Below are 16,903 nucleotides of genomic sequence, written 5' to 3'. Positions count from 1 at the left end.
GAGGCCCGGATGCACCTGCGTACCCGCATGCTCCCCCTCACGCTGGCCCTGCTGCTGGCCTGGACGCTGTCGTGCGGCACCCGCCAGGACACCCCGCGCCTCGAGGCGGTGTCCCCGGAGCGCGTAACGTTCGGCGCTCCCGAGCGCCTGCGGCTCAGCGGCGCCTTCACCCCGGACATCGCGGTGGACCTGGGCTCGGACGCTCCACCCTCGCTGGAGAACCGCTTCGAGGTGCGCCTGGGCTCCGAGCTCGCCTATTCCGTGCGCTTCCTGTCCCGCGACACCCTGGAGGCCACCGCCCCAGCCACCCTGCCCCCTGGCCGCCATGACGTCACCGTCACCGATGCCCAGGGCCGGTCCTCCACCCTGCCTGGCGCCTTCGAGGTCATTGATCGCGGTGTGCACCGGCTTGTCTTCGTCACCTCGATGCGCTCGGCCCGGCCCAGCGAGTGGACGGAGCCCATCCGCATCGAGCTGAGGGACCCCGAGGGCCAGCCCGCCCCCACTTCCACGCCCCGCGTGTTGAGCCTCACCAGTGACTCGCAGACGGGCCGCTTCGTCCGGCTCGGCCAACCGGAGGAGGAGGCCCAGCGCGAGCTGGAAGTGACGCTCGCCCCGGGGGAGTCGGGAGCGGACGTCCTGTACCAGGACTCCACGCCCGGCTATCACACGCTGGAGTCCAGCAGCGACAACCTGGACGCCATCGCCCAGACGGTGGCCGTGGGACGGTTGGGCCCGCCCACCGAGGTGCGCTTCACCCGTGTGCCCTCCTCGCCCCTGGTGGCTGGAGAGCCCGTGGCCCTCACCGTGGACGTGCTGGACTCCAGCGGCGGCCCGGCCTCGCTGCCCGCCACCGGCATCCAGCTCTCGCTGCGCACGCAATCTCCCGCGGGCGGGCTGGCTGTCACCGAGGCCGACCCCTACCACCCTGACCTCTCCCTCGTCCTCCAGGGCTCGCAGGGCCGCCTGAACCTCCTTTATAGGGACACGCGCAGCGCGCCGGAGGTGTGGCTGTCGGCCAGCGCCTTCAACCGCGACACCTACGGCGTGCTCAAGCCCCACAACATCAGCCTCGAGGTGCAGCCCGGCCCCACCCAGCGCTTCGAGGTGCAACGCACCGGCACCGGCCCCCTGCAGGCGGGCGTCCCCGAGCGATTCACCCTCCGGTCGCTCGACGCCTGGAACAACCCCACGCCGTACAACGGCCCGGTGCTGCTGAGCACCTTCCCGCCCGACCCGGACTTCTCGCCCGAAAGCGTCGAGCTGGAGGTAGGAATGACTGCCTTCAACGCCGAGCTCTCCCGGGTGCAGACAATGTCGGTGGTGGCGGCGGACCCGCATGCACCCGGAGTGCGCGGCGCCTCGCCGGAGCTGACCGTCCACGCGGGTCCCCCCACGCGCCTGGCGGTGTCCAACGTGGAGGGGCCCCAGCGGGCCGGCACGCCCCTCATCCTCGTGCTCGAGGCGCTCGACCGCTTCGGCAACCGCGCGGAGACACCGCTGTCCGTGACGCTCTCCGCCTCCGGCGTTCCCGATGGCGCGCTGAGCCCCACCACCAGCGGAACCTTCACGGGCTCCATCACCCTCCCGGTGACGCTCACCGCCGCGGTGGAGGAGACGCGCATCAGCCTGGTGGAGACAACGCAGGGAGCGCTGCGAACCACCACCGGAGGCTTCGCCGTGCTGCCCGGCACCACGCAGCGCTTCGTGGTGGAGGACACCGCGGGCACGCAGACGGCGGGGGTCCCCTTCCGGGTGCGCATCCGCGCGGTGGACACCTACGGAAACACCACCCGGGAGGTGCACGACCTGGGGATCGACGCCGAGGGCATTCATGCCCACCTCTACTCTCCCGCCAGCTTCACCGGCTTCCAGGGACAGGCCGACGTGGAGGTCACCGTGTTGCAGGCCGTCTCCAGCACGCGGCTGAGCGTCATGTCCGGCACCGCCAAGGGACAACAGCCCGGCACCTTCCCGGTGAGTCCCGGCCCGCTCGCCCGCTTCCAGCTCCAAGCGCCTCCGTGCCTCACCGCCTCGGACCGGTGGAAGCTCACCCTGCACGCGGTCGATGCCTGGAACAACGCCGTGCCCTCCTACTCGGGCCAGGCACAGCTCTCGCTCGCCCCCTTCGGGACCATCAGCCCGAGCGTCACGTCCTCCTTCTCCGGCGGCACCCTCACCATCCCCAACGTCAGCCTGGGCGAGGTGGCCGGCCGCGAGCCGCATTCCTGCCTGGAGCTCACCGCCACCAACACCACGGACTCGGGCAAGCGGGGAAACGTGTGCCTCAACCTGCAGCTGAGCTGCCCCAAGGGACAATGAGCCCACGCCCATGAGAATCCGCTCCCGGCTGCTGCTGCTGCTCATCGCCACCGCAGCGGTGCCCACCCTGGCGGTGGGCCTGTTGGCCTGGCGCGACGCGGAGCGGGCCCTCTCGGAGGCGGTGGCCGAGCAGCACCGTCGCACCGCGCTCGCCGAGGCCGAGCATGCCGCCACCCACGTCCTCTCGCTGGCCACGGAGCTGGGCGGCGCGTTGCTGCACCAGGAGCCGCTCGCGCTCGGCCCCTCGGAGGCCCAGGAGCTCCTCACCCGGGTTTTCCTGCGGCGCGACCGCATCGCCCAGGTGGGCCTCTTCAACGCGGAGGGCCAGCTCACAGCCTCTGTCTTCGTGGATGACCCGGAGGCCTTCGCTCGGCAGGAGCCACAGTTCCGCCGCCACGACACCGTCGCCGCCAGGGAGGTGGAGGACTTCCAGCGGCGGGCGGCGGAGCAGCTCGCCCAAGTGCCCGAGGACCGAGGCTGGGCCGTCTCCGCGCCGTACCTCACCACCGTGCGCCGCCGACCCGCAGTGGTGGTAGCGGCACGAGCACCGGGAGCACGGGCCGGAGGGCTCGCCGCCGAGCTGGGACTGGAAGCGCTCTCCCAACGACTGGGCGAGAGGCGTGCTGGGCATGAGCGTGTCTTCCTGCTGGACGGAGCGGGCCGGCTGCTGCTGAACGGAGAGCTGGAGCACGAGCGCCGCCAGGAGGACTTCTCCGGGAAGCTGCCGGGAGCGCCGGGCGCGAAGCAGACGGGGCTGGCGGAGTACGAGGAAGACGGGCGCGCGTGGCTGGCGGCCTTCAGTCCGGTGCCGGAGCTGGGCTGGGTGGCGGTGGTGGCCCGTCCGAGAGAGGCCGCGCTTGCGCCGCTGCATGCGCTGGCGAGGAGCACTTTCGGAGTGTTGGGCCTGACGCTGGTGGGAGTGCTGGCACTGGCGCCGGTGCTGGCCCGAGCGCTGGCCCGCCCCATTGCCCGGCTGGCCGATGGAGCGCGCGAGCTGGCGCGGGGACACCTCTCGCACCGCCTCTCCCTCAAGCGCCGGGACGAGCTGGGAGACCTAGCGCGCGCCTTCAATGACATGGGGTACGCGCTGGAGCAGGCCCACCGAGAGCTGTTGGGCTTCAACGAGCAACTGGCCTCGCAGGTCGAGGAGCGCACCCGAGAGCTGCAACAGACGCAGGTGCAGCTCTCGCGCAGTCAGCGCCTGGCGGCCATGGGAGACCTGGCGGCGGGCATGGCGCACGAGATGAACAACCCGCTGGCGGCTGTGCTGGGCAACGTGCAGCTGATGCTGATGGAGCTGCCGCAGGACGACCCCTCGCGCCGGATGCTGAGCATCGTGCACCAGCAGGCCCAGCGCATCGCCAGCATCGTTCGCGAGCTGCAATTGCTCTCCGAGCGTCAGCAATTGGGACGGCTGCCCTTGGACCTGCACCGGGTGCTGAACCGGGTGCTGGAGTCACGTGGCGGGGAGCTGTCCCAGGCGGGAGTCCAGGTGGACTGCCGCTTCCACCCGGGCGAGGTGAAGGTGCTCGGCGACACGCAGGCGCTGGGCGACGTCTTTGGCCGGCTGTTGGCCAACGCGCTCAACGCCATGAAGGACAGGCCGGAGCGCAGCCTCACCGTGGCCACCCACGTGGTCAGCGAGCAACTGGTGCGGGTGGAGCTGAGGGACACAGGCCGAGGCATTGCGCGCGAGCACCTGGAGCGCATCTTCAACCCCTTCTTCACCACCAAGCAGCAGTGGACGGGGAAGGGCCTGTCGCTGGCGGTGTGCCACCGCGTCATCGAGGAGCACGGAGGCACCATCACCCTGCACAGTGACGAGGGAGTGGGCACCACCGTGACACTTGTGCTGCCCGCGGCGCCCGCCCAGGGAGCCCTGCTCTAAACGAGCCGCCCACACCATTCCTCGACAGCCCGTGAGCGGATTTCCCCTCGCCCACCGGGAGAGGGACGGGGTGAGGGTGTCACGGATATCGGCTCGAGCCCGTGTGGACCCTACTGTGTCAGGTCCCCAGCACCTCGGAGAGGGTGGTAGCCGTCAGGGCGCGATCGAACCAGCGGTCGAGGATGGCCATATCCGTGCACGTCAGCATGCGCTGCCGGACCTGTTCGTCAACGAGGATGCCACGCGCGGCGAGAATCCGAAGCACGCCCTCCGCCTGCCCCTGTGCCCGACCCTGCTCCAGTCCCTGTTTCAGCCCCCTCTTGATTCCGCGCGCGATGAGTTCCTCGCCATAGGTTCGCATCAGTTCCTCCGCTCGGTGTGTCTCCATGACGGAACGTAGCACTCCCCCCATTGCCGTGCGGACGGTCCTGTGCCCGACCTGGAAGAGGTAGCGGACAAAGAGGTCATGAGGTCCAGACATGGCGAGCGCCGCTGGCAAAAGCACGCGGCGGGCCAGGGACACCGCGCAGGGAACCGCCTGCCCGGGTGCGTCCACTTCGGCGACGCCTCTCTCATCAGAGAGACGCCCACGGAGGTTTGGTGCCAAGCCAGGCGCTTGAGTTCTCGCCGGGCCGATGAATTCATCTCGGCGATGAAGCGAATCGATCCCGCTGCCCTCTCGCCCTTCCTGGCGATCGCGACCCATCGCAGCTTCCGCCGGGCCGCGGTGGAGCTCGGCGTGTCGCCCTCCGCGCTCAGCCACGCGCTGCACAACATCGAGGAGCGGCTGGGCGTGCGGCTGGTCAATCGCACCACGCGAAGCGTCGCCCTGACCGAAGCCGGCGAGCGGCTCTACGCGCGCATCCGCCCCGCGTTTCGCGACATCAGCGATGCGCTCGAGGACCTGAATGCCTTTCGCGGCCAGCCCATGGGCACCTTGCGCATCAACGCCGCCCGGCAGTCGGCCCAACTGGCGCTCATGCCCATCGTCCACCGGTTCCTGCGAGCCTATCCGGACGTGCGCGTCGAGGTGCGAGTGGACGACGCTCTGAGCGACATCGTGGCCGAGGGATTCGACGCAGGGGTGCGCTTCGGCGAGAGCATCGCCGCCGACATGCTCGCTGTTCCAATAGGCCCCCCTCAACGGTCCGCCATCGTGGGCTCACCGGAGTACTTCGAGCGGCACGCCGTGCCCAAGACGCCGCACGAGCTGCGCGACCTGCCCTGCATCCGCTACAGATTCCTCAGCGGAGTCCTCTATCGCTGGGAGCTCGAGCGCGACGGCAAGGAGGTGTTGATCGAAGTCGACGGTCCCCTGACCCTCACGGAGCAGGGCCTCATGATCGATGCGGCGCTGGCGGGCCTCGGCCTGGCCTATGTCTTCGAGGGACTGGTGGAACCTCTGCTCGAGCAGGGCCAGCTGGTGAGGGTCCTCGAGGACTGGTGCCCCGCGTACCCCGGCTTCTTCCTCTACTACCCCAGCCGTCGCCAGCTCCCGGCCGCGCTCCGGGCCTTCATTGATTTCGCGAAGGCCCCGGCGAAGAACGAGGCGACCCGCCGCCCGGCTCGAAGCCCGGGGGAACGCGGAAGAGCGAAGTGAGCCATTCGCCCAAGCCCGGCTCCGAGGTGAGGGCCGCGGTCGAGGCGGATGCGAAAGTGACCGCGCATCAAACCCCGTCAGTGGAGAGCGCGAGCTCGCGCCAGGCAGCCACCTCCGCGTCGACGCTCCGATGCTTGGCCTCGATCCTCGCGAGCGTATCGCTGCCCAGGGGCAGACGCAGGGGCGGCCGGTGGGTGTCCGCCAGCGCGAGAATGGCCTTGGCCAACCTGGCGGGATCGCCCGGCTGCGCGTGGTTCAGCTCCGCGGCACGCGTGCGCGTCGCACCAGCAGTCGAGGCATAGTCAGCGATCGGCTCGGCCACGGAGAGGGACTGCCCGTCGAGGAAATCGGTACGAAAGAAGCCGGGCTCCACGACGGTCGCATGGATGCCGAGGGGCGCCAGCTCGGCGGCCAGGGCTTCCGTGAGGCCCTCCACCGCGAACTTGGTGGCGCAATAGACGCCCCAGCCCGGGTAGGCCCCGTAGCCGCCGAGCGAGGAGATGTTGATCACTCGCCCCGAGCGCTGGCTCCGCATGTGCGGCAGCACCGCCCGGGTGACGGTCAGGAGCCCGAAGACATTGGTGGAGAACACGCGCTCGACATCCTTGGCACTGGCCTCCTCCACCGCGCCGAGCAGGCCGTAGCCGGCGTTGTTGACCAGGATGTCGATGCGGCCGAAGCGCTTGATCGCCTCCTCCGCGGCGGCCCGAGCCTGCTCCTCCTGAGTGACGTCCAGCCTGACGGCGAGAAGACGCGGGTGCTCCCCGAACTTCGCCACGATGCTCTTCGGCTCGCGGGCAGTCGCCACGACGGCGTCACCCGCCGCCAGGGCCTCGGCTGCAATCAGGGCACCAAAACCACGAGACGCTCCCGTAATGAACCAAACGCGCATGATGCATTCCTTTCCAGAACGCCGCCGGACGGTTCGTCGGGCTGGCGATAGAGAAAGTAGCGGCGACTTACTGCTGAGGGAATCTCGTGAGTATTCACCGAGCTGATGAACTCAGCTCATCAATTCCCACGAGGTCCGTGGACCTCATCACTGGTGGAGAGAGCTCCTTCCGGGGACCTGGAGATACGTCAAGCCCACGATGGCCCCCCCATCCACCCTTGCGTCAGCGGAAGATGCGCAGGGCGCTGGGATACTCGCCGCTGGAGTTGACGTGTACCCAGGTGAGGGTGACGAGGCCGTTGGGCTGACCGTCGGCGTCCATCAACTGCACGTACGAGCTCGGGTCCACCTCGAGCAAACGCACATCGCCCCAGCCGCTTCCCGCGCGGAAGCGCTGCGCCCAGATGCCCGCGCGCCAGTAGCTGGTCTCGAAGCCCTGGGAGGTGGGGCCATAGCGGCCATCCCAGAACAGCCAGGCCTCGCCCGGGGCGGCCGTGGTCAGCTGCACGCTGTAGGAGCCGAACACCGTCGGAACGGTCACGGTGCTCGACGTCCAGGCGCCGCCGGGCGCCCGGTGTCCCACCCACACGAAGGTGTTCCCCCATCCGGCGCCACCCATCACGGTGTCACCCTCGGGCTCGAGCAGGACGCTCACCTTCTCGAACTCGCGCGGCGCCACCAGCTCCGCTTCCTGCAGACCCCCAGCGGCCGGGTCGAACCGGCGCAGGAAGGTCCCGGACACACCGCTGTAGGCGACCCAGCCGCCCCCGTGGCGCGTCGCCCCCATCTGCAACGCGCCCGTCTCTCCCCGCGCGGGGTCCGAAATGGCCCCCCAACCCGCGCCCGGCACGAAGGTCCACGCGGAGTAGCGGCGCCGGTCGTTGCCCAGGTCATCGCTCCACACCAGGAGCACCTGTCCCCCGGCTGTGAGCGCCCCTTCGAGCCGGGTGGTCGAGGCCACCTTCACGAGGATCTCCGACGCCTCCACGGGGCCGGCCGCCGGCACACGCGCGCACCACAGGCGCGCGCCATCCGAGTGCTGGCTGACCCAACACGCCGTCACGTCCCCGCCCGCGTCGAGCGCCACGGCCACCTGACCGGTGGGAGTGCCAAGCACGGTGAATGCGAGCGGATCGGACCATGCGCCCGTCCGCGAGTCGAAGCGGACCAGCTTCACCGGATCCACCCCGTAGCCCTCCGCCCACAGCACGACGGCGTCGCCACGTGCGTTCACCGCGAGCCGCGGCACGCCACCATACGCGGCCCCCGAGGTGAGCTCGCGCGGCGTGCCCCAGGACGTGCCATCCCCAGCGCTCGCGCGCCGCGCCACCTTCACGCGCAAGGGTGCGTACGAGCTGTCGGTCGTGCCCTGATAGTCGAGCGCGAAGGTGAATCCCTGCTCGTCGTGCGCGAGGTGCCGCGGGCCGAACGACAGCGCCTCGCGGGCCCGCCAGCCGGGAGCACCCGACGCGTGCTCGAAGGCACCCGTCACGGCCACGCAGCCGGACACGTTGCCCACGCCGTCCACCGTGCGTGCGGAGTAGCGCGTCGTAGCCTCGACCGTGGCCTCCAGCGGCGCCTCGAACCAGTTGGGGTCGGCGGCGGTGGGACCGCGCACCGCGATGACCTCGGCTCGCACGGGCCCCTGGCACCCCTCCTCGGAGAAGACCTGCACGCGCGCGTCGAGCGGAGCAGTGCCGAACACCGTCACCCGGGTCTCGACCGCCGAGGGTGAGGGGGCCGCGAGCCGTAGCCGCTCAGGCTGCGGGGGCGGGGTGGCGTCGTACACGTAGCGCAGCGAGGCGTTCCCACTCGTGTTGCCGAGCGCGTCGCGCGCGCGCACGAGCAGGGTGCACGAGTCAGCGGGCAGCGTGAGCGCGAGGCGGAAAGTCCCGTCCTCGCCCGCCTGCGTCTCGCCGAGCGTCTGGCCATTGCCCGTGCCGCACTCACTGCCCTGAACGAACACGCGCGCATCCGGCTCGGTGAGGCCCGTCAGCTCTGGAGCGCGGGTCACATTGTTGGGCGAGGCGGGCGAGGTGGCGAGCTGCGAGGGGACGGCGGGCGGCAGGTCATCGTGGGCGTAGCTGCCGAGCGACACGCACTCCGAGAGATTGTGCGCGGAGTCCTCCGCGAGGACCGAGGCCTGGGTGGTGGCGTTGCGCGTCGCCCAGACGGAGAATGCCCAGCTTCCCGGCGCTGGCACGACGCTGCTTCTCGACGGGTCGCCGGAGCACGTGGCGTTCAGCCACAGCCTCACGGTGGTGCCGGGCTCCGTCGTGCCGCTAAAGCTCAACGACAGGCTCGTCCCCGAAGCGGGCAGCGTGGAGGTCACCACGGGGGCGGCGGGCGCCATGTCGTCGTGCGTGTAGCTCACCACATCCCAGAAGCATGCGCCCTCGTTGCCGGCCGCGTCGGTGGCGCGCACGGTCCAACGGGAGGTCTGGTTGGCCAGGGTCTCGGCGACGAAGCTGAAGTCGCCGGCCGCGCTCGCGGTCTGCTCCGCGACGGGCGTGCCCTCACATTGCGTCCCCGCGAAGAGGCTCACGCGGGCCGCCGCTTCGGTGGTTCCCCGGAGCGGGACGGACGTGGCCTTCCCGATGAGAGCGCCATCCGACTTCAAGGTCGACACCACCGGGCCCATGTCGTCGTGGTCCACCGTGAGCGCCGGCGTGGTGCAGGGCGAGGTGTTGCCCGCCGCGTCGCGCGCCTTCGCGCTGAGGGAGGTGCGCGCGTTGGCCGTAACGGTGACGATCAGCTCGAAGCGCCCCTCGGCGTCCGCGAAGGTCGTCGTCGTCGCGGCGCCGCCGCAGCTGGCGTTGAGGTACAACGATACGAACGCGTTCGCCTCGGCCGTGCCCTTGACGGTCGTGACCTGCTGGCGCGTGAGCAACCCGGTCTGCGGCTCGGTCCACTGCGGCGCGGCCGGCGCCGTGGTGTCGCGCGGAGGAGGAGGCGGCTCCTCCTCCGGAGGAGGCTCCTCTGGAGTGTTGGGCTTGGAGCAGAGCTGGCCCTCGGGCACGCACTTGTTGGCGCAGCAGGTCCAGCCCTCGGCGCAGGGGCAGGGCCGGTTGCCCTCGGTCAGCTCACTGGCACAGCCGGCGGCGGTTGTCGCGAGGGTGGCGCACAGCGCCAGCCATAGCAGGGGTCGGAAGTGGTTTCGGGTCATGTCGAGAGAGAAACGCCGCTCGACGTGACGGTGGACGAACTCACCATTGCCCGGAGAGAGAAAGGGCGCCCGCGCCGGGGCCCACGGTGACGGTGGGCACCGGGGTGGTGGCAGGCGCGCCCGACCACAGGAGCAGCACCCCGCCGAGGACGCTCGCCCCCAGCCCCACGCCGCCGAGCACCATCATGGCGGTATTGGCGGTGCGAATGCGCGCGTTCTGCTCGGCCACCATCGACTGGGAGGCGGTGGGCGGGAGCTTGTCGGCGAGCCCTTGCGCGTGCACCGAGGTGCCCACCACCCCCGCGAACGCGATGCCCCCCACCACGAGCGCCACCACGCCGCCCTCGAAGCGGGCGTCCGAGCCGGTCACAGCGGGGCTGGCCGGGGACGGCGCGCTCGGCACCCTGGGCGCGGGCGGCAGCGTCATGCGCGCCACCTCGTCCGGGCCGAAGGGCAGCGTGAACAGGCGGGTGAAGGCCTCGTGCGCGGCGCCGCGCCAGGCGACCTGCGGGGGTCGTGGCTCGAGCGCGGCGAGCACCACCACGCCGTCCCCCGCCGGCAGCCGGTACTCCTGCTCGTGCTCGCCCACGCGCCGCAGGAAATGGGTGTCGGTGGGACCCGGCCGTATCAGGTGCACCGGCTGGCCAGGAGCAGAGTGGAACTCGGCGAGCCGCACGCCGTTGCCGTCCTCGAGCTGGTAGTGGCCGCCGAGCGCGCCTTCCACCTCGAGCCGGCGGCCGAGGCCCGGCCGCAGGTCGAGCAGCACATCACCGCCCGCGGGCGGCCGCGCGTGGACCTGCGGGCGGAAGCGCTCATTGGGGATGGCTGCATTGGCCTGCGCCACGAACGCGGCCACCTCACGGTAGGACACGCGCCCATCGCGGTCCGCGTCCGCCGCCCCCATCAGCGCCGAGCGCACCTCGTGGTGGAAGATGCCGGCCTGAACACCCTCCCACTCGTGGCTCTCGCGCGCGGACGAGGTGGACAGCAGCAACCCCACGTTGGCTGCACCAGCCAGGCCCGGCGCCACGGCGAAGCCGCTGAGGGCCCGGCGCTCCCCACCAGGGCCGCGGCCGTAGGCCAGGTAGTACGAGTCACACGCGTCCACGATGAGGTGCACCCGGCTGGCTCCCACGGGCTCCACCACCTCGCGCGCGAGCTCGGTGCCGGTCAGCGGCCCGTCCTCCAGACTCACCGTGCCCGCCCCGTCGCGCAGCGCGCCGTGGCCCGCGTAGACCACGTACAGCTCGGCGGCAACGCCCCGCGCGCGCGCCTGAGCAATGTCCTGCGCGAGCTGACGCACCTGGGCACGCAGGGAGGGCAACGTGGGCTCGAGTGCCTCGGCCGCCGCCTGCGGGTGCAGCCTTCGCGTGTTGTCGTCGAGACGCGCGAGCAGATAGGTGCGAGCACCCAACAGGCGGAACAGGTCCAGGTAGCGCGCGGCATCGTCGTCCGCGAAGCGCAGGGGCTTCTGGGCGCGGTCGTAGCTGCGGTTGACACCGAGGATGAGCGCGAAGCTGGCCACGCGCGGGGCCTCGCCCTCTGCGGGCGGGGACGGAGGCTGCTGCGCGCGGGCGAGGGCAGCCGCCAGGACAAGGGCGAGGGCAAGCGAGCGCGTCACGGCTGGACCAGGAGGGGAAGGTGGGTAATGTGTTCGCCCTCGCCGACGAGCGGTTCCCGCCGGGCGAGCCGCGCTTCCACCTCGTGGACGGAGAGGGGAGCGTGGGTGAAGAGCGCGTGGAGGCTGAACTTCCCCGGAGGCAGCGGGTGGCGGATGGCGTCGGGCAGCTCGAGGGGGTGCTCGCTCTGCTGCGTGAGCACCGAGGTGGGCGAGGTGTCCGGGTCCGTCCAGCTCGGGTAGTACCAGTACACCTGGCCGGCCATATCGGTGGCGAAGACCATGAGGAAGGGCAGCCCGTCCGGATTGCGGTAGGCGAAGGCGAGCTCGTCGTCGGCGCGCATGCTCCCGTTGGTGGGCTCGGCCTTGCCGTCGCGTACCCGGTACACCTCGAGCGCGGGCGGCGGCCCGACGACCGGGCCGTGGGCCTCGGTGCCGCCACGTGGGGTGAAGCCCTCATCAACCGTAGGCGAAGCACCCAGCCGCGGCACGAGCACCAGCGCGCAGAGACCCAGCGCGAACGCGAGGCCGAGTTGCACGGGCCAGGTGCGGGCGCGCGGCGCGGCGGCGAGCCCGAGTCCGCGCGCGAGTCGCTCCCGGGTGTCGGGGATGGAGCGGTCCACCTCGGCGAGCAGCAGGTGCCGCTCATAGCGGGCGCGGCAGGTGGCACACCCGGGCAGGTGCTCGCGCAGCGCGCGCTCGCGTCGCGGGGGCAGGCCTCGGCGGCCGAAATGCGCGTCCACCAGGCGCGTCGAGTCACAGGGAGTGGCGGAGCTCATGGGCCCTCCGGAGCCAGGAAGAACTTCTTGAGCAGGTGCCGCACGCGCAGCTCCTGGTAGGCGAGCGTGGTGCGGCTCAGGCCGAGCTCGGCAGCGGCCTCGCGCTGACTCAGGCCGCGCAGGAAGATAGCCTCGAACACCGGCGCCCATTTGGCGGGCAGCCGCTCTTTGCGGAAGCGCTCCACCTGCCGCTGAGCCTCGAGCCGGCGCTCGAGCCGCTCCGCGTCCGGCCCACTGAACGCCCCGCTCGTCTCATCCGCGAAGCGCTCCACCACGGCGCTCTCGCGGGCGCGCGAGCGGGCGAAGTCGAGCGCCTGCCTCCGCGCCACCACGCACAGCCACGCCTCCAGCGAGCCCCCCTGGAACCCCGAGCGCATGGACGGTTGCGACACGAGGCGCAGGAAGACGTCGTGTACCACCGTCTCGCGATCCGCCCCGGTCAGCACCGAGCCCACCGCGCGCGACACCGCGTCGAAGTGAGCCCGGTAGCACTCGCCGAGCAGCGCGGGCTCTCCCGCGTGGAAGCGGGCGAGCCAGTCGGGCGGCGAGTCGTCGGGAGCGAGCGCGGTCGGACGCATCGGACTGGGGCGGAATGCAGAAATCACTCTACAGCCCACAACGCCGCGGGCCCGCCCGGTGGACGAAAGTTTTTTTGGCGGCGCGGTGTCTAGCGCATCCCGCCACGCTCAGGAAAGACGGGGGCCTGGGCGGGAGGGCAAGCCGGCAAGCGCGTCCTTTGACACCCGGAGAGTGCCTTTCTATCGTCCCACGATGCGGAACAAGCTCCGGCGCGTCATCGTCGCCACGCTCTCGGCGTGCATCCTGCTGGGTGTGCTGCTGGTGATGAACCTCGGGTCCATCTACCTGTGGTCGGTCACCCCCAGGACTCCGTTCAGCGAGGCGCGCCCCCCTACTCCGCCCGACTACACCCAGCCCTCCGCCTGGAGCGCGCTTCCCGAGCTCAGAGATCTCGCGGACACGGTGCCGCCGTCGAGCCCGGGCGTCGACCAATCCCAGGCACCCGTCGACGTCTTCTACATCCACCCCACCACGTATATCGGTGGCGAGTGGAATGGGCCCATCGATGACGCCGCCCTCAACACGGCGACCGACCGGGTGGCGACGCTCATTCAAGCGAGCGCCTTCAACGCCTGTTGCGCCATCTACGCGCCTCGCTACCGGCAGGCGAACATGACCGCCTTCACCAGTCAGGGGAAGGACGGCCTGGCAGCGGTGGACTTCGCCTACCAGGACGTCGCCGCGGCGTTCCGCTACTGGCGGGAGAAGTACAATCACGGACGGCCCTTCATCCTCGCGGCACACAGCCAGGGGACCGTGATGGCCAGACGCCTCCTCCGAGAAGCCGTGAGCGGGACTCCGGTCCGGAACCAACTCGTCGCCGCGTATCTCATCGGGATGCCGATGTCTGAGGGAAACCTCCGGCAGACCCTTCCGGACATTCCCTTCTGCGACTCGCCGGAGCAGACCGGCTGTCTCATCAGTTGGAACGCACGCAGTGCTGGCTACACGGAGCGAATCCAGGTGCGGCGGGATATCGTGGCGGACACGGGCTCCGCGGTGGGGCCCACCCTCTGCGTGAATCCCCTGACCTGGCGGCACGACACGGAGGCGGCCCCGCGGGAACGAAACGAAGGAGCCGTGTTCCTCGAAGCAACCCCGCCCCAGGTGATGCCAGGACTCACCGGTGCGCAATGCAAGGAGGGGAAGCTGGAGGTCGTCCTCGGCGGAGAGCTGCCGCGCGACTTCATGAGCCGGCTGCTCGACCGCGCGATGGGCAAGGGCAACCACCACCCCGTGGAGTACCAGCTCTTCTACATGAACATCCGCCGCAATGCGTCCGAGCGGGTGGCGGCCTTCCTGCGCATGGACGCCGCAGCGAACACACGAAGTGACCCGTAGCGCGTGAGTTCACTCCAGCGCGGTGGTGCGGCTGTACCGGCCATCGCTCGCGCGGGTTCTGAGGAGCACCCTGCCCGACACCTGGACAGGTCCCGAGTACACGGACCACGTCGCTCCCGCATCGGTCGAGTACTCGAGAGCAAGTCCGGGGAAGAGCACGTTCGCATCCAGGCGCCCCTCGACCCGTCGAGCACCGGGCAGGGGGATGCGGTAATTGACACCCAGGCGCTCCGGAAGCTCACCACGCACATCCACCGCCCGATAGACGCCTAGCCGAGGCAGCACGTACTGGCCCAGGCTGTTGGTGTAGCGGCCCCAGAGCGCGGGCAGCTCGCTCACGGGCGGAAGCTCGGGGTTCCAGGCGCGCTCGGCCACGCCGAGCATCCTCGGGAAGGCGAGATACTCGAGCACCTGGGGCGTCTTGACGTTCTCCCCCCAGAGCAGGCCCTGCATCCCCAGGACGTTCTTCTTCCCGGAGGCCGACAGGCGCTCCTTGTCCTTCCACTTGGATGGCGCGAGGGGCCTGCCCAAGCTGTCCTCGGTGGCGTTGGCGAATACATCGAAGGGCCGGTACTCGAACACCCGCCTGTCGTCGATGAACTGGGCCCAGACGGCACCCGGCTCGTCGGGGTCCTTGTGGTTCGCCATGTCCAGGTAGAGGTTCGTCGCGTGGGCGAGGACGACGGGATAGCCCTGGTTGGCATAGGTATAGGCATCGCCCTCGCGGCCCCAGCCCCACACGTTGCTCCACGGCATGGGGATGAAGCCTTCGAGCGACAGGCCATGGTGGAGCACGTCATCCCAGCCCGTCATCCGCGCGCCGGTCGAGGTGATGATGCGATGCCAGCGAGTGAGGAAGTGGTTGTAGAGCTGGACATCGGACAGGTCCCGAGTGGCGGGGTTGCGCTTGCACTGAGGGGAGCCCTGCCACCACACGTTGGAGCTCAGTGAGGGCAGCTCGTCACCTCCACCGTGGATGGCCACGAGCCTGGCGCCCGGCACCGCGTCGTAGCGCGCCTTCAGCTCCCGGACGACCTTGTCCAGGAAGACATACGTGCTCTCCAGACAGGGATTGAGGAAGTTGTCCGTGTAGCCCTGGACGCTCAGGTGCTGGGACGTGTCCTCCGGATCCGCCAGGCGGTACACAGAGGCCCCCTCGGGGTCCGAGTCCTGAAGCGTGCGATGGCGATACTCCATGGCCCGAACAGCGGCACGGGCGTGTCCGGGGACGTCGATCTCCGGAATCACGTTGATGTGCCGCTCAGTGGCGTAGGCGAGGATCTCCTCGAAGTCCCTGGCCGTGTAGAACCCGCTCCCCTGTCCGGCGAAGTTGAGCAGCTCCGGCTCGAAGCCCTGCCAGGCCGGTGAGCCCTCTCGGCGGATGGGACCTCCGCCCTCGATGCCCTCTCCGGACCCCCACGCCATGTGGAGCATTCCGGCCTCGGCCGGGGCGAAGCCACGGCGCGCGCCATACTGCGTGAGCTCCGGGATGCCTGGGACTTCCAGCCGCCAGCCCTCGTCATCGGTCAGGTGGAAGTGGAAGGTGTTGATCTTGAAGTGTGCCAGCACGTCGAGCAGCTTCTTGATCGTCTCCTTGGACTGGAAGTGACGCGCCACGTCCAGGTGCATGCCGCGCCAGGCGAACCCGGGCGCATCGGAGATGAACACCTCCGGCAGGGAGACCTCCGTGTGGCGACCTCCGGGCCATACCGCCGAGGCATGCGCCTCCGTGGGCACGAGCTGACGCAACGTCTGGATGCCGTAGAACACGCCCGCCGCATCCGCGCCGATGATGCGCACCCGTCCGTCCTTCACCTCGAGGGTGTAGCCCTCCGCGTCTCGCGCGCCATCTCCGTCGATGTCGAGGGTGGCATCGAGGCCCAGGGAGATCCGCGCATCCCCCTCATCCATGCGAGCCGTGGTGATGGATGCGGCCAGTACGTCCCGCAGCGCCGAGGCCAGATAGGCCGCCTCACCCGTCAGGGCCGGCACATGCACGATGGTGACGTTGCCCCGAAGCGTCACCCGTCCCGAGCCCTCCTTCACCCGCCGGGGAGCCGGCAGAAGCCGGGCCGCGAGGTCCAGGGGCTGGAAGGCCGGGTTCTCGGCGTAGCGCAGCTCGGGCGTCGGAACCGGCAGCACGTCGCCACCGAAGCGCGTGGTCTGCTTCGGGTCGGAGACGTCGAACCCGACGGTCAGCGGCACGGCGATGGCCCTCTGAGAGGACTCACCGGAGAACACGACATGGAACCCGGCGGGCGCGTCTGTCTTCAGGATGGCCTGCCAGTTGGCCAGCAGGTGGAAGGTGCGCCGTTCTCCCGGGAGCAGAGGCTGGAAGCCCGCGAGGGGCTCGAGCACGTGGTAGTCGCCACTCCCGGCCCGGTCCGCCTTCGAGATCCGGATGCCCTGCTTCTCGAGTTCCTGGACCCTGGCGAGATTGCCCTCGCCGTCCTTCAGGAAGCGGCGGGAGAAGCTGAAGTAGAGCTTCCATCCATGGTCCCCCAAGACCTCGGGCCCTTGGTTCTCGAGCGTCAGCGTGGAGTGGAAGAACCTCCCGCGTCCCACGAGGTTGTCCACGGGTTGCCAGTGGAGGGAGAGCGAGGTCCGGGCCTGGGGCGCTTCGTCAGACGACGGCTTCGGCTGGGAACCCCGGCACGACAAAGACAGGACGGCCACGAGGGGCCACCACAGGAGTCGGTTCATCATCGGAGCCCGAGT

The 16,903-nt window shown here is 70.2% G+C and carries 11 protein-coding genes; 4 read left to right on the top strand and 7 right to left on the bottom strand.

The window, feature by feature from the left end:
* Positions 1-9 precede the first annotated feature (9 nt).
* On the top strand, positions 10-2,322 hold the full coding sequence (locus OV287_RS01620) for a hypothetical protein (RefSeq protein ID WP_267532189.1): 2,313 nt from the start codon (positions 10-12) through the stop codon (positions 2,320-2,322).
* A 10-nt stretch (positions 2,323-2,332) separates the two neighbouring features.
* Entirely contained in the window at positions 2,333-4,210 is a 1,878-nt protein-coding gene (locus tag OV287_RS01615) for a sensor histidine kinase (RefSeq protein WP_267532188.1), read from the top strand.
* A gap of 118 nt (positions 4,211-4,328) precedes the next feature.
* Here OV287_RS01615 and OV287_RS01610 read toward each other — a convergent pair whose 3' ends face one another.
* The gene (locus OV287_RS01610; protein ID WP_267532187.1) at positions 4,329-4,571 is read right to left on the bottom strand and encodes a hypothetical protein; all 243 of its coding nucleotides are present in this window, start codon (positions 4,569-4,571) and stop codon (positions 4,329-4,331) included.
* A 291-nt stretch (positions 4,572-4,862) separates the two neighbouring features.
* Between OV287_RS01610 and OV287_RS01605 the strand changes: the two genes are divergently transcribed.
* On the top strand, positions 4,863-5,810 hold the full coding sequence (locus OV287_RS01605; RefSeq protein ID WP_267532186.1) for a LysR family transcriptional regulator: 948 nt from the start codon (positions 4,863-4,865) through the stop codon (positions 5,808-5,810).
* A 67-nt stretch (positions 5,811-5,877) separates the two neighbouring features.
* Here the strand turns inward: OV287_RS01605 and OV287_RS01600 are convergent, their stop codons facing one another.
* The 5 genes from OV287_RS01600 to OV287_RS01580 all read right to left on the bottom strand — a co-directional run bounded on the left by OV287_RS01600 (position 5,878) and on the right by OV287_RS01580 (position 12,843).
* Positions 5,878-6,702: an oxidoreductase gene (locus tag OV287_RS01600; RefSeq protein ID WP_267532185.1), complete on the bottom strand. Its 825-nt coding sequence runs from the start codon at positions 6,700-6,702 to the stop codon at positions 5,878-5,880.
* A 223-nt stretch (positions 6,703-6,925) separates the two neighbouring features.
* A complete protein-coding gene (locus OV287_RS01595) occupies positions 6,926-9,868 on the bottom strand; it encodes an Ig-like domain-containing protein (RefSeq protein ID WP_267532184.1) in 2,943 nt (980 codons plus the stop codon).
* A 40-nt stretch (positions 9,869-9,908) separates the two neighbouring features.
* Entirely contained in the window at positions 9,909-11,489 is a 1,581-nt protein-coding gene (locus tag OV287_RS01590; RefSeq protein WP_267532183.1) for a caspase family protein, read from the bottom strand.
* Entirely contained in the window at positions 11,486-12,265 is a 780-nt protein-coding gene (locus OV287_RS01585) for an anti-sigma factor family protein (protein WP_267532182.1), read from the bottom strand. The genes OV287_RS01590 and OV287_RS01585 overlap by 4 nt, the downstream gene beginning before the upstream one ends.
* Positions 12,262-12,843 carry an RNA polymerase sigma factor gene (locus OV287_RS01580; protein WP_267532181.1) on the bottom strand — a complete coding sequence of 194 codons (582 nt, stop codon included), beginning with the start codon at positions 12,841-12,843 and terminating at the stop codon, positions 12,262-12,264. The genes OV287_RS01585 and OV287_RS01580 overlap by 4 nt, the downstream gene beginning before the upstream one ends.
* A gap of 193 nt (positions 12,844-13,036) precedes the next feature.
* Between OV287_RS01580 and OV287_RS01575 the strand changes: the two genes are divergently transcribed.
* Positions 13,037-14,185 (top strand): DUF3089 domain-containing protein, encoded by a 1,149-nt coding sequence (locus OV287_RS01575; RefSeq protein WP_267532180.1) that lies wholly within the window; start codon positions 13,037-13,039, stop codon positions 14,183-14,185.
* Between the two features lie 9 nt (positions 14,186-14,194).
* Here OV287_RS01575 and OV287_RS01570 read toward each other — a convergent pair whose 3' ends face one another.
* Positions 14,195-16,861 (bottom strand): family 20 glycosylhydrolase, encoded by a 2,667-nt coding sequence (locus tag OV287_RS01570; RefSeq protein WP_267532179.1) that lies wholly within the window; start codon positions 16,859-16,861, stop codon positions 14,195-14,197.
* Between the last annotated feature and the right edge of the window lie 42 nt (positions 16,862-16,903).

Source organism: Archangium lansingense, from assembly GCF_026626635.1.
Classification (GTDB): domain Bacteria; phylum Myxococcota; class Myxococcia; order Myxococcales; family Myxococcaceae; genus Archangium; species Archangium lansingense.
Note: the sequence above shows the minus strand (reverse complement) of the source record. Positions and strands in the feature narration are given on the sequence as shown.

What these genes read in the sequence shown, in the direction of transcription:
- OV287_RS01620 (WP_267532189.1), top strand. Translation starts at nt 10, where the DNA reads ATGCACCTGCGTACCCGCATGCTCCCCCTCACGCTGGCCCTGCTGCTG.
- OV287_RS01615 (WP_267532188.1), top strand. Translation starts at nt 2,333, where the DNA reads ATGAGAATCCGCTCCCGGCTGCTGCTGCTGCTCATCGCCACCGCAGCG.
- OV287_RS01610 (WP_267532187.1), bottom strand. Translation starts at nt 4,571, where the DNA reads ATGCGAACCTATGGCGAGGAACTCATCGCGCGCGGAATCAAGAGGGGG.
- OV287_RS01605 (WP_267532186.1), top strand. Translation starts at nt 4,863, where the DNA reads ATGAAGCGAATCGATCCCGCTGCCCTCTCGCCCTTCCTGGCGATCGCG.
- OV287_RS01600 (WP_267532185.1), bottom strand. Translation starts at nt 6,702, where the DNA reads ATGCGCGTTTGGTTCATTACGGGAGCGTCTCGTGGTTTTGGTGCCCTG.
- OV287_RS01595 (WP_267532184.1), bottom strand. Translation starts at nt 9,868, where the DNA reads ATGACCCGAAACCACTTCCGACCCCTGCTATGGCTGGCGCTGTGCGCC.
- OV287_RS01585 (WP_267532182.1), bottom strand. Translation starts at nt 12,265, where the DNA reads ATGAGCTCCGCCACTCCCTGTGACTCGACGCGCCTGGTGGACGCGCAT.
- OV287_RS01580 (WP_267532181.1), bottom strand. Translation starts at nt 12,843, where the DNA reads ATGCGTCCGACCGCGCTCGCTCCCGACGACTCGCCGCCCGACTGGCTC.
- OV287_RS01575 (WP_267532180.1), top strand. Translation starts at nt 13,037, where the DNA reads ATGCGGAACAAGCTCCGGCGCGTCATCGTCGCCACGCTCTCGGCGTGC.